At 38.1% G+C, this 13,928-nt stretch carries 7 protein-coding genes; 6 read left to right on the forward strand and 1 reads right to left on the reverse strand.

Going from position 1 to position 13,928, the window contains the following annotated elements; translation table 11 throughout:
* The first annotated feature begins 14 nt into the window (after positions 1 to 14).
* The 5 genes from Q0940_RS13460 (at position 15) to Q0940_RS13480 (ending at position 10,914) form a co-directional block, all read left to right on the forward strand.
* On the forward strand, positions 15 to 707 hold the full coding sequence (locus tag Q0940_RS13460; protein ID WP_299269386.1) for an ABC transporter ATP-binding protein: 693 nt from the start codon (positions 15 to 17) through the stop codon (positions 705 to 707).
* Entirely contained in the window at positions 704 to 3,166 is a 2,463-nt protein-coding gene (locus Q0940_RS13465) for an FtsX-like permease family protein (RefSeq protein ID WP_299269389.1), read from the forward strand. The genes Q0940_RS13460 and Q0940_RS13465 overlap by 4 nt, the downstream gene beginning before the upstream one ends.
* A 43-nt stretch (positions 3,167 to 3,209) precedes the next feature.
* Positions 3,210 to 4,559 (forward strand): sigma-54 dependent transcriptional regulator, encoded by a 1,350-nt coding sequence (locus Q0940_RS13470; RefSeq protein WP_299269393.1) that lies wholly within the window; start codon positions 3,210 to 3,212, stop codon positions 4,557 to 4,559.
* Positions 4,556 to 5,794 (forward strand): HAMP domain-containing sensor histidine kinase, encoded by a 1,239-nt coding sequence (locus Q0940_RS13475; RefSeq protein ID WP_299269395.1) that lies wholly within the window; start codon positions 4,556 to 4,558, stop codon positions 5,792 to 5,794. The genes Q0940_RS13470 and Q0940_RS13475 overlap by 4 nt, the downstream gene beginning before the upstream one ends.
* 365 nt (positions 5,795 to 6,159) lie before the next feature.
* On the forward strand, positions 6,160 to 10,914 hold the full coding sequence (locus Q0940_RS13480) for an FG-GAP-like repeat-containing protein (protein WP_299269398.1): 4,755 nt from the start codon (positions 6,160 to 6,162) through the stop codon (positions 10,912 to 10,914).
* A 159-nt stretch (positions 10,915 to 11,073) separates the two neighbouring features.
* On the opposite strand, the gene Q0940_RS13485 is transcribed toward Q0940_RS13480, so the two are convergent.
* Entirely contained in the window at positions 11,074 to 12,003 is a 930-nt protein-coding gene (locus Q0940_RS13485) for a helix-turn-helix domain-containing protein (protein ID WP_299269400.1), read from the reverse strand.
* 278 nt (positions 12,004 to 12,281) lie between these two features.
* Here Q0940_RS13485 and Q0940_RS13490 point away from each other — a divergent pair, with 278 nt between their 5' ends.
* Entirely contained in the window at positions 12,282 to 13,799 is a 1,518-nt protein-coding gene (locus Q0940_RS13490; RefSeq protein WP_299269542.1) for an aldehyde dehydrogenase family protein, read from the forward strand.
* Positions 13,800 to 13,928 lie beyond the last annotated feature (129 nt).

Raw genomic sequence — 13,928 nt, forward strand, 5'->3', positions numbered from 1 at the left:
TAAGGAATAAATCGATGACGACATTAGTCACAATAAGCAATATCCAAAAGGAATTTAGCAAAGGTCAAATTAAGACGATGGCGCTTCAGGATATATCTTTAACCATAGAAAAAGGCGAGTTTATTGCTATTTCTGGTCCGTCAGGTTGTGGAAAGTCCACACTGTTAAGTATTTTAGGCTTATTAGATACGCCAACATCAGGCGAATACCAATTAGCAAACATTAATGTAAAGGGCTTGTCTGTGGATGAGTGCTCAAAAATTAGAAACCAACATATTGGTTATGTTTTCCAATCATTTAATTTGATAGACAGTTTAAGCGTTTATGAAAATGTAGCGTTGCCGTTAGAACACAGAGCAAAGCCGCCAAAAGATATTGAGCATTTAGTACAAAAGCAACTTGCAGCTGTGAATATGGCTGATCGGATTGACCATTCACCAAATCAATTATCAGGTGGACAACAACAACGAGTCGCTATCGCCAGAGCGCTAGTCGGTGAGCCAGATTTGTTATTGGTGGATGAACCAACCGGTAATCTGGATAGTGAAAATGGCGATGCGGTTATGTTGCTGTTAAAGCAGCTAAATCAACAAGGGGCAACCATTGTTATGGTGACCCATGATGAAAGGTACAGTCAAATGGCAAGCCGACATATTCGTTTGTTTGACGGTAAAATCATGGTTGAGAATAGCGAGGTGTCGGAATGAACTTCTATTTAAAAGTATTTTACCAAGGCATCTCTCGTTTATTTACCTTACCCAGGTTATCACTTCCCGTTGTTTTAACGTTAAGTCTTACCCTTGCTGGTGTATTAGCGGTTATTGCAATGATCAGCAATATGGTATTAAAACCATTACCCGATATTAAAAATGAAGAAACGCTTTATTCAGTAAAGTTTAACCTTAAAGCTTCAGACGTAGTAATAATCCCTTATATTGATGAAAAGCGTTTGGCTGAACTGGCTAAGGCTTACCATCAGTCTGGTGATTTTGGATCGTTGCGCTCGGGTAGTGACTCTTTAAATATTAATGAGTCTGAAGTGGAGGTTACAAAATTTGAGGCCTCAACTAACTTCCCAACAGTGGTTACTCATAATAGGTTGATGTTGGGGGAAGCGCCTAATAAGGAAAATATAGATAATGGCGTTTGGATCAGTGAATCCTTATGGCGTAATGCGTATCAAGCTAATATTAACGTGTTAAATACTACGCTTGAAGTGAACGATAAAACCCGCCAAATCAAAGGGATTTATCAAAACTTGATCTCTTACAATTCACTTTCTGAAAAAAATGAGCAACAAATATGGCAATTTTATTCTTTAGATGAGGCACTGTTAAATGCTGAAAGTAGCACTGTAGGTGCTTCAATGGATTTGTTTTTTAGGCAAAACAATAAAGCACTTACAGCCGATGATCTTATTCAGTTTTTTAATAATTATGCTGAAAATAATCCAGAGCAAAAATCTAAGAACAGTTGGCTTAAAATGTTTGAAAAAGACGTGCAGGTAACGTTATTTCGTGATGTTTTACTTGATGAGCAAAACTCTATGCTGATTTTATTATTAGTTACAGTGATAGTGCTGTTAATAATGTCGAGCTTAAATCTTTTAAATTTGTTTATTGCTTATTATCAAAAGAGGCGACAAGAATTTGCAACTCAGCTTTTTCTTGGAGCCAGTGTCGGCAAGTTAAAAAGAATGGTTTTTATTGAAAATTTACCCACGTTTTTACTGTCGTCATTTTTAGGACTGTTAGGCGCGGCTTGGGTTATTCGTTTATTGCCTATAGTGAGTGGAGGTAATATCAAACATTTGGAGCTTATACAGTTGGATGCTTTCACTATAATAAGTTCAGTTTGTATCGTTCTATTAATTAACTTGGTTTTTTCAACAATAGCGATAAAACAATTTGATCATAAACAGCTACTAATGGAGTTAAACTCAGGTAATAAAGGGGTAAATTCGGTTAAAGCTAATTTTATGAGTAAATTTTTGTTTGTTGCTCAAGTTTCATCCGCAGTGATTATTTTAACTGGTAGTGCGATGTTAGCGGATTCGGCTTATTCCAAACTTAATGTCGATTTAGGCTTTGAAATAGAAAATATATATTCAGCATCTGTAGAGTTGGAGTTGTCTCAAGACCCATTACCTGAGGATGAACTTGCGCGTAAGGAAGAACTTAAAAAAAGGCAAGAATATAACCAAGCACTCCATAAACAGATGTCAGAACTTGTTACATCAGCTTTCCCACACGCTAACGTACTTAAAAGTCAAAGTGAGCCTTTAGGGCTAACGTTCCGAGGAATAAAAATTAGCGAAAACCCCAAGGATGGTAATACCTTAACTTACGGTTATAAACATATTGCACCGGATTATATTCCTACATTTAAACTTAAGTTAATTGCCGGTAGAAACATGACTGAAGAGGAATTTAATAACAACGATAAAGTGGTCATTATTAATGAAACCTTGGCGAAAAACTTGTCGGAAGATGGTGAAATTACAAGTGTTTTGGGGACTGAACTTGATAAAGAACAAATTATTGGTGTAATTGCTAACCATTACGATCGTATGAATGATGGGGTTAATGGCTTTGGTTTAAGTTATTCTAAAGTCAACCTAGGGCCACAAACTATTCAGGTAATTCTGCAAGTACCAAATGGTGAACATATAGACCATGACTTGTTGGAGTCGACGATACGGTCGAGCGATTTACCTATAAAGAATATTATTGTACGGAATTTAGTTGAATCATTGGATAATCTTAACTTAGGTAAGCGAGTACAGTTCTATTTTGTGTTGATGTTAACCTTTTTAACCTTGTTACTGGCAACGTTAGGCAGTAACGGCATGGCGCTTAGCTTTACTGAATTGAAACGTTTTGAATTAGCAGTGAGAATGGCAACGGGCGCGTCAAGAATGTCGTTATTGAAAAAAACAATAAAAGACTTTAGTGGTTTATTGTTAAGCTCGGTAATTATTTCTGTATTATTAGCGTCTACTATCTATTTAATATTAAAAGAAAAAATCATCGAGATCCCAGACTTTTCTTGGCAGTCATTGTTACTCTTTAATGTATTATTATTGGCTATCGTGTGTTCTGCCATTACGCTGGTGGTATGGAAAACGATAAACAAAGATCCAATGAAAGCATTAAGAGAAAATTAAACAGCACATAAGGGAAAGTGGCTTTGGCCACTTTCAATAAAAGATGAAGCAAAAAACAATATTAGTGGTTGATGACGACGAAGATATTCGTCTAGCGCTTGCTGTGATGTTTACTCAACATGGCTACAAAGTGTTAGAGGCAAAAGATCCCACTCAGTGTTTACTTATGGTGGAACGAAAAAAGCCAGATCTTATTTTATTGGACATGAATTACAGCCGAGATACCACCTCTGGTGCAGAAGGTATCGAGCTATTAAGCAAGCTTATTCAATTTAACGTACCTGTTATTCTAATGACCGCATGGGCTAACATTGAACTTGCCGTAAATGGAATTCAAATGGGAGCTAGCGACTTTATTGAAAAGCCGTGGAATAAGAATGCGTTATTATCTAAGGTGGGGCAATATTGTAATAAACCGCATTCCCAAGCAAGCAAAACCGATAGCTGGATAACGTCTTCTAAATCAATGCTTGAACTTGAGAATGAAATACAGCAGCTTGCACCAACAGATGCCAATATATTGATCTTAGGTGAAAATGGCACTGGAAAGTCTATGTTAGCTAAACGGCTGCATGATTTAAGTGGTAGAAGTAACCAGCCGTTTTTACCACTGAACATGGGAGCAATTGCAGAAACGTTATTTGAAAGTGAATTGTTTGGGCATGAAAAGGGCGCATTTACCGATGCCAAAAGTAATCGTGACGGTGCCTTTTTACGTGCAGACCAAGGAACACTGTTCTTGGATGAAATTGGTACACTTCCTATACAACTGCAACCCAAACTACTGCACGTTTTAGAGTCTGGTGAATTTACGCCTTTAGGTGCAAGTACATCTTGTAAAGTGAATGTGCGACTTATTGCCGCCACCAATCAAGACTTAGATGAGGCCATAAAAAATGGTTTGTTTAGACAAGATTTACTTTACCGACTTAATACTTTTGTTATCACCTTGCCACCACTGAGGGACAGAGCGGATGATATCGAAAAATTAGCGAAGCAGTTTATACAAAAGATGGCAACAAAATATAACCGCTCTACTAACCATATCTCACCGGAGGCACTGTCTGTGTTAAAAGGGTATTCATGGCCAGGTAATATTCGTGAGTTAAGTCACGTTATAGAAAGGGCAGTATTAATAAACTCTGGCACTAATATACATAGTTCACATTTGAATTTAGATTTAACAGGGAAAACGAAAGTACAATTTGGACTACAGGCAGACCTAAAACAGTCAGAGCCACAACACACAGAGCAAACACTGGAAGAAATGGAAATTCAGCGAATAAACAAGGCATTAAAAGCAAATAATGGTCAAATAAGCGCAGCTGCTACGGATTTAGGTATTTCTAGGAATGCACTCTACAGACGATTAGAAAAGTACCAATTGGCATGAATGATTTAGTGAAAAGTGAAATAGCGCAGTCTGATATTCTTAAAACAGACTCAGTAAAAAAGCTAAGACGAATCCGTAGCCAGTTGCAGTGGTTATTTATAGTCATTGGTATAACTATGGTTATCTTTTCCTATAGCCTGTTATACGTTAACTACCATGATGTGTTACTGAGCTTGTCATTAACAACTTTGATTGCTTATTTTGTTGGTTATCTTTGTTACCACACTTACCATTTACTATTTACACCTATTCGTGAGTTACTGATGAATAGTGTTAACTCTGTTGTTCAAAGTGAGCAAGCAGCAGAAGTACATTCTAAGAAGGCAATGCCTCAAGCAGCTGAGCTGGATATTTTATATGGTGTATTTAAGCAATGGCCTTTCCCTGTCATTATTTTTAACGCTGAAAATGAATTGGTGTTTTTTAATCAAGCTATGTACAAAAGTCTCAATTCGCCATTATGCCGTGGCATGACAATGGAAGAATGTGGTTTTGTTCATATTGAGGACCAATGTCATCACCCTAAGTTAAACAATGAATGGAAAGTAGAAAGCTTTTCACTAGCAAACAACAGCTTACGTTTGATCACCGCAAGTTATATAAGACGCCAATTACAAATAGTAAGAAGGGAATCACAACAAGATTTAATTAGAATACTTTCTCACGAGCTTAATAATTCAATTACACCTATAGCATCATTAGCCGACTCAATATTAAGCGCCAATGACATGCCTAGAGAGCAAATCAACTCAGCCTTAGCACGGATAAGAAATCGCAGCGAAAGGTTATTGGAGTTTATTCAAGCCTATATCCAATTAAGCAAACTGCCAGAGCCAACACCGCAGCACTTCAACTTAAAGCTATTAATAGAGCAAAATGCTTATGAACAAGGCGTTGATGTTATTTATCAAGGTGACACTCAATGTTTTGCCGACGCCATGTTGTTTGAACAGTTAATCATTAACGTATTAAAAAATGCAAAAGAAGCAAATCCAAATCAGTGTGTAATAACCGTATCAAAGACCAACAACGGAAAAGAACAAACCATTAACATTCAAGATAACGGGCCAGGTTTTTCCAACGTAGAAAATGCAATTACCCCTTTGTACACCACTAAAAAACAAGGTCACGGTTTAGGCTTGTCACTTTGTGACGACATCATCCAATTACATCAAGGTAAGTTAACTATTAGCAACACAAATGCTGGTGCGTTATTGTCAATCACCTTACCTTAGTTTTACTTACGCTATTTTCCGTCACATCTCAGAGACTTCACATCATTGATGAGATATAAATTATTCCGCCCACTTTAATAACAATGATAGCAATATATGTTTGGCAGCTTACGATCATGTTTTTATGAATGACGTTAAATTCCATAACATGGTTCGTGTTTTGTAATCCCTTTAAAATCTATATTTGCAAGTCATTTTGATTCTATTATAAACACGTATTTACATCGTTGATTTCACTTGCTAGACTCGCGACCTTACTGATCGGTATGCTTGTGCATCCGTACTACAATGACTTACTTACCAAGTTTTTTTGAAATTTACATTTGGTGTAAGGTTCTGATTTTTATACATAAAGTAGGTGTTTGATGTTTAAGTTTAGTCTTTTGATATGTGTGCTCACCTTGTTTTTGTCAGGGTGTGGTGGTTCCTCTGGTGGAGGAACTGACGAAATAGTGGTGCCAACAGAGCCAACAGTTCCAACAGACCCGACAGACCCGACAGATCCAACAGATCCAACAGATCCGACAGATCCAACAGAGCTAATAGAGCCTGAAGATACAACTTCTCTTGTATGGAATGATGAGGCCAGTTACAGCACTTTATCGTTACAAGTGATTGACGATGACATTGTAGACTCCGCAGCGACTTATGGTGCAGACATTGATAACGATGGTGATGTTGATCTCATCGCTGGGGGGAACTACGATACTGACTTTTTTTGGTATGAAAACGATGGTAGTGGAAACTTCATCAAGCACCTTATTACCAGCAATGTTTACGATCCTCGTTCTATTTATGCGCTAGATATCGATAGCGATGGTGATATTGATTTAATGTCAGCGTCTTTTAATGACCATACTATTGCTTGGTATGAGAACGATGGTAGTCAAAGTTTTACAAAGCACGCTGTGTCGACTAATGCTTATGAAGCGCACTCTGTTTACGCATTGGATATTGATGGTGATAGTGACATTGATTTAATGTCTGCTTCTGGAATAGGCAATACCATTGCTTGGTATGAAAATGATGGTGATGAAGGGTTTACTAAACATATTGTTACTACCGACGCTATAGATGCTCGGTCAGTAACGGCTGCCGATCTCGATAATGATGGTGACATTGATTTAATGTCAGCATCCTATGATGACAACACGATTGCTTGGTATGAAAATGACGGTAATCAAGTATTCACTAAAAACATATTAACGACGAGTGCAGACGGAGCTAATACAGTGCTTGCTGTTGATGTTAATGGCGATGGTAATATTGATTTAGTGTCAGCATCTAGAAAAAATGACACGATTACTTGGTTTGAAAATGATGGGCTAGCTAGCTTTACAGAGCGCACTATCACAACATTGGCTGATGAGGTTTTATCTATATATGCTACGGATATAAACGCTGATGGTGATGTGGATATTGTTTCCGGTAATAATTATAACTTTGAAATTAAATTGTTTGAAAATGATGGTAGCGGGAACTTTACACTACACGATGGTTATTTCACCGGTAGCCGTTATATAAACTCAGTTTATGCCGCAGATGTTAACGGCGATGACCATGTAGATGTAGTAGCGGTGTCTAATACAGAAGATACTCTGACTGTGTATTCTGGTTTTTCAGGTGTGGAGATTGACCTATTTGAGCGTAAAACTGTTATATCAACGTTTTCAGCGACAGACGCCGATGGTCAAACACTAACCTATGCTATTGATAGTGGTGATGATGCCGCGTTATTTAATATTGATAGTGCCGATGGAAGTTTGTCATTTATTACAGCTCAGTCATGGGCAGCGCCAAGTGATGCTAATGCAGATAACGTTTATGAAGTAACCATTAGTGTGAATAACGGGTACTTTATTATCACTCGTGATGTTCGCGTAACTATTATTGGTGATGCCGACAACGACGGTGTGATTGACGAACAAGACACTGATATTGATGGCGATGGCGTATTAAATGACGACGACGACTTACCTTATGATGCTACAGAAACAATTGATAGTGATGGTGATGGTGTAGGTAACAATAGCGACACTGATGATGATAATGATGGTGTTTTAGATATTGACGATGCTTTCCCATTAGATAGTACTGAAACCGTAGACTCTGATGGTGATGGTATTGGTGATAACAGCGACCCAGCTCCTAATAATGCCAATAATAGTGCTTCTCCTGTGTGGGATGCAAGTGCTGTGTACCTCGTGTTATCAACCAATACTATTGATAGTAATTTTGATGGTGTTCGTTCTGTTTACGCTATTGATATGGATAATGATGGCGATATGGATGTGGTAGCAGCATCTTTCGATGATGACATCATTGCTTGGTATGAGAACGACGGTAGTGAAAGTTTTAATCAGCATATTATAGTATCTGATGCTGATGGTGCTAACACTGTTTATGCACTGGATGTTGATGGCGATGGTGATATTGATTTACTGTCTGCATCTTATTATGACGACACCATTGCATGGTATGAAAACGATGGCAGTCAAGGTTTTACTAAACATGTTGTTACAAACACGGCTGATGGCGCTCAGAAGGTTTATGCATTAGATGTGGACGGTGATGGTGATATTGACTTCATGTCAGCTTCAGCATTAGACAATACCATTGCATGGTATGAAAATGACGGCAACGAGATCTTTACTCAACGTAGCGTGGACATTAACGCTGAGGGGGCTCGTTCTGTAACAGCCGCAGATATCGACAATGATGGAGATGTTGATTTAATGTCAGCCTCTGAAAATGACGACACCATTGCTTGGTATAAAAACGATGGCAGTCAAAATTTCACGAAACAAATTTTAACAACGAATGCTGAAGGTGCGTCAGCGGTTACTGTCGTTGATGTTGATAGTGATGGTGATCTTGACTTGGCTTATACCTCAGAAGACGACGAAACACTGGGTTGGTTTAGTAATGATGCAGTAGGTGGTTTTACAGAGCAAGTGGTTACAACGTCAACTAATTATATTTTATCATTGCATGCTAGTGATATAGATAATGATGGTGATGTTGATTTCCTTTCTGGTAGTAGATATAGCGATGGTCTTTATCGATACGAAAACGATGGTAGCGAAAATTTCACAGCTATTAGTAATAAATTTAGCAGTGATGGTTATAACTATTCTGTGTATGCGGCGGACGTGAATGACGATGGTTATGTTGATGTGCTCGCAACTAACGCTAGCAGTAATGACATTATTTTATATTCTGGTTTTTCAGGTTTAGAGATTGATGTTTTTGAAGGCGAAACCTTTGTATCAACATTGTCAGCCACTGATATTGACGAACAGACACTAACTTATGCAATTACAGGTGGTGATGATTCTGCGTTGTTTAACATAGACACTAGTACAGGTAGTGTGTCATTTGCTAGCGCTAAAACACTGTTATCATCAGAAGATGCTGATGGTGATGACATTTATGAAGTAACGATTAGTGTAAACGATGGTTACAATGATGTATTTCGTGATGTACGTGTCATTATCAAAAGTGATTTAGATGGTGATGGTATCAGTGATGACAATGATACTGACATTGATGGAGATGGCGTATCAAATTACAGTGACGCTTTCCCTGAGGATGCAACTGAAACAACTGATACCGATGGCGATGGCATTGGTAACAATAGCGATACCGATGATGACAATGATAGTGTGTTAGATACTAATGACGCTTTTCCATTAGATGATAGTGAAACACTAGATACAGATGGCGATGGTGTTGGTGACAACAGTGACACTACGCCAAATGATGCAGGAAATAGCTTCACTCCAGAGTGGGACGTAAGTCATGCTTACAGCGTAGTATCAACAAATATTGTTGATGATGTCGTTGATGGCCCACGCTCTGTTTATGCAGCAGACATCGATAGCGATGGTGATATTGACATGGTATCCATATCATCTGCCGATGGTACTATTGCTTGGTATGATAATGATGGGGCTGAAAACTTCACTAAATATGTTGTAACAGATACAGTTTCTGTAGGGTTTTCTGTTTATGCGTTAGATATTGATGGTGATGGTGATATTGACTTAATGTCGGCGTCTAATGATAACGACACTATCGCTTGGTATGAGAACGACGGTGATGAAAATTTCACTAAATACATAGTAGCAACTGGTGTTGATGGTGCTTATTCTGTTTACGCATTAGATGTCGATGGTGATGGTGATATTGATTTAATGTCAGCCTCTATTAACGACGACACCATTGCTTGGTATGAAAATGATGGTAATGAATTCTTTATGAAACACGTTGTCACTACTGATGCCGATGGTACTCGCTTTGTGACCGCAGCCGATCTCGATAATGACGGTGATATCGATTTAATATCCACTTCTACTAATGATAGTTCTGTAGAATGGTATGAAAATGATGGTAGTCAAGGGTTTACTAAAGAGGTATTAACCACCAATAATAGAAGTGCTAGCGCGGTTATTGCCACTGATATTGATGGCGATGGTGATGTGGATTTAGCTTACTCATCTCCTAGTTCCCTTTATACGCTTTCTTGGCTTGAAAATGATGGTGATGGTAACTTTACTGAGGTGATTATCTCAACCAAAAATTACTTTGCCTTATCTCTATCTGCAACGGATATCGATAATGATGGTGATGTTGATTTTATTGTTGGAACTGATTATAACACCGGTATTATTGTATATGAAAATGATGGTGAAGAAAGCTTTACCAAGCGTGAAGATTACTTCACATTGGTCGATACGATAGACGCAATCTATGTAACGGACGTGAATGAAGATGGATATGTTGACGTCATGACGGCTAATTATGAAAGTGACGAAGTTCAGCTACACACTGGATTTTCGGGAACTGAGCTTGATGTTGTTGAAGGTGAAACGGTTGTTTCAACATTTTCAGCAACTGATGCTGACGGCCAAACATTAACTTATGCAATTGATAGTGGTGATGATGCCGCTTTGTTCAGTATTGACAGCGCCGATGGTAGTTTGACGTTTATTAATGCCAAATCACTTACAACACCAGAGGATGTTGATTTAGATAACGTTTATGAAGTGACTATTAGTGTTACCGATGGTTATAGCACAGAGTTACGTGATGTGCGGGTAACCATAACTGAGTTATAAATTGAAATACAAAGCGGTTAGCTGGTTATTCACTATTTAGTAAATGAAATAGTGATGACCAAGCTAACGTAAAGCGCCATAGTGGAAGTTAATGTTAACTGCCTCAGTGGCGTTTTTTATTTATTGATATGTTTCTACAAAACTACAAAACAAAACAGATCAATTTAATTGGTCTGTTTTTGTTTGGCATATTTGACTTGGTGATATACCAAAGTGTTGTTGGAAACGTCGGCTAAAATGACTCAGGCTTTGATAGCCCAATTCATAACTCACGGCGGTCACCGATTGTTTTTCTTGTAAGCGCTGATAAGCTTTATTCATTCGGCGTTGATGCTGATATTCAAGCGGTGTGCAACCGAGTTGTAGCTTGAAGGTTTGATAAAAGCGACTGCGGCTCATGCAGGCTATTTTTGCTAATTCGTCTGGCTCTAAAGGTAAGGCGAGGTTGGTTTCAATATAATGTAAAACACTGGTGAGTCCGTTTGCATCGGGAGCACTTCTAGTAAAATGCAGTAAGGCGTCTCTGCCATGATGCCTTAATATCCGCGTAACCAATTCACTCACGCCAAAATCTACTAATAAATCACGGTCTGGATCATCTTGTATATAGTGACTAGTTAATCGGTCTAATACTTGTTGGGTTGCTTGAGTATGAAAGGTATGTAGCGGTTGGTTTGGATCTATAAATGCGCCAGTTGGTAATGAATGGGCTAAAAGATCATTCATTCGCTCACAAATTTTAGCCACACGTTCTTTAGAAATTTCTATTGTTAAACAGGTTGTTGGCTTATTTAATTGCGCGTCAGGAAAGTCTATAAAAACTTCTTCATTAGGGGAAAGTATAAAAGATTCGTGTGGAAGAAAAGATATGTCGTTCAAGTGTTGTGTATGCATGACTTTGGCACCGCTAACCATGCCACAATAGAGTAAAGACTCAGCTTTAAGGCTGATTTTTTCAGCCTGCTCATAAGTATCGTAAATACTTAACTCAGAGTGAGGGCCTGCAAAGCAGACTCGATTTTCGACCAATTTAACGGGCGAACGTTTATGTTGGAGCAGCGTTTTCTCCATATACGAAGAATGCTTCATCTACACCTCTTATTCCATTACTGACTCATTACTGATTTTTGTCAATCGTGAAGTGACTTCCAGATTTTTACTTTGCCCATAATCACCTTTGATTGTTTATTGGTCAACACATTTATTCACTACTTAATCATAAATGCATTATTAAAATCGATTTTCAAAAAGAGCGTTGTGGACTGATGGGCAAGTTTTATGGACTGACAGGCAAGTTATATTTTTTTATTGTTATTACAGTGAGTTGCAGGTTTATTTCTACTAAAAATGAAACGGAGAAAATGACTATGATATATGCAAAACCGGGAAGTGAAGGTAGCCTTATTACATTTCAGGCTGAGTACGGTAACTTTATTGGAGGCGAATGGGTCGCACCAGTAAAAGGACAATATTTTGATAACGTAAGTCCAGTCGATGGTGAGGTATTTTGTCGTATTCCTCGCTCTACAGAAGAAGATATTAATTTAGCATTAGATGCTGCCCATGCAGCAAAAGCAGCTTGGGGAAAAACATCAGTTCAAGAACGTTCTAATATGTTATTGAAAATTGCTGACAGAATTGAGCAAAATTTAGAAGCGTTAGCTGTGGCCGATACTTGGGATAACGGCAAAGGAATACGTGAAACATTGAACGCTGATCTTCCTTTAGCTGTTGACCACTTCCGTTATTTTGCCGGTTGTTTAAGATCTCAAGAGGGCACGGCTGCAGAAATAGACGAACATACAGTAGCGTACCATTTTCATGAACCGCTAGGCGTTGTTGGTCAAATAATACCTTGGAACTTCCCTCTTTTAATGGCTGCATGGAAATTAGGGCCAGCACTTGCAGCAGGTAACTGTGTAGTTTTAAAGCCAGCAGAACAAACGCCGGTTTCTATTCTTGAACTAGTAAAAGTAATCCAAGATATATTACCGCCGGGCGTATTAAATATTGTTAATGGCTTTGGTAAAGAAGCTGGACAAGCGCTAGCGTCTAGTAAGCGTATTGCTAAAATTGCATTTACAGGTTCTACACCAGTAGGGCAAGGTGTATTAAAATGTGCAGCAGAAAACCTTATACCTTCAACGGTTGAGTTAGGTGGCAAATCTCCAAACATTATCTTTGCTGATATTATGCAACAAGAAGAGTCTTACATTAGCAAATGTGTGGAAGGTCTAGTATTAGCTTTCTTTAACCAAGGTGAAATTTGTACTTGTCCATCTCGTGCCTTAATTCATGAATCAATTTACGATGAGTTTATTGCATTAGTAATTGAACGAACAAAAAGCATTAAACGTGGTGATCCACTCGATACAGAAACACAAGTTGGTGCTCAGGCATCTCAAGCTCAATATGAAAAAATCTTAGAGTATATTGAAATTGGTAAAAATGAAGGTGCAGAGCTACTTACCGGTGGTAATGTTGCTGAAGTTGAAGGCTTTGATAATGGTTTTTATATTGAGCCTACATTATTCAAAGGTACAAATGATATGCGCATTTTCCAAGAAGAAATTTTTGGCCCTGTAATAAGTATTACTACGTTTAAAGATGAAGCCGAAGCATTAGCGATTGCCAATGATAGTGATTTTGGCTTAGGTGCTGGTGTTTGGACTCGTGATACAAACCTTGCTTATCGTATGGGGCGTGGTATTGAAGCGGGCCGAGTATGGATGAATTGTTATCACCATTATCCAGCTCACTCTGCATTTGGTGGTTACAAAAAATCAGGCATTGGCCGCGAAACACATAAAATAGCGTTGGAGCATTATCAACAAATTAAAAACATGTTGGTAAGTTATGATGCAAACCCAATGGGATTCTTTTAACGAGTAGCTTAAGTTAAAGACTAAGTTAAAACTTAAGTCTGTGATTTGAAAAAAGCCTTACTATTTTTAGATGATAAAAGTAGTGGGGCTTTTTAATTACAGTATCTGGTAAACAAAGATGTTGGTACA

Source organism: uncultured Psychrosphaera sp., from assembly GCF_947500655.1.
Classification (GTDB): Bacteria; Pseudomonadota; Gammaproteobacteria; order Enterobacterales; family Alteromonadaceae; genus Psychrosphaera.

What these genes read in the sequence shown, in the direction of transcription:
- Q0940_RS13460 (WP_299269386.1), top strand. Translation starts at nt 15, where the DNA reads ATGACGACATTAGTCACAATAAGCAATATCCAAAAGGAATTTAGCAAA.
- Q0940_RS13465 (WP_299269389.1), top strand. Translation starts at nt 704, where the DNA reads ATGAACTTCTATTTAAAAGTATTTTACCAAGGCATCTCTCGTTTATTT.
- Q0940_RS13470 (WP_299269393.1), top strand. Translation starts at nt 3,210, where the DNA reads ATGAAGCAAAAAACAATATTAGTGGTTGATGACGACGAAGATATTCGT.
- Q0940_RS13475 (WP_299269395.1), top strand. Translation starts at nt 4,556, where the DNA reads ATGAATGATTTAGTGAAAAGTGAAATAGCGCAGTCTGATATTCTTAAA.
- Q0940_RS13480 (WP_299269398.1), top strand. Translation starts at nt 6,160, where the DNA reads ATGTTTAAGTTTAGTCTTTTGATATGTGTGCTCACCTTGTTTTTGTCA.
- Q0940_RS13485 (WP_299269400.1), bottom strand. Translation starts at nt 12,003, where the DNA reads ATGAAGCATTCTTCGTATATGGAGAAAACGCTGCTCCAACATAAACGT.
- Q0940_RS13490 (WP_299269542.1), top strand. Translation starts at nt 12,282, where the DNA reads ATGATATATGCAAAACCGGGAAGTGAAGGTAGCCTTATTACATTTCAG.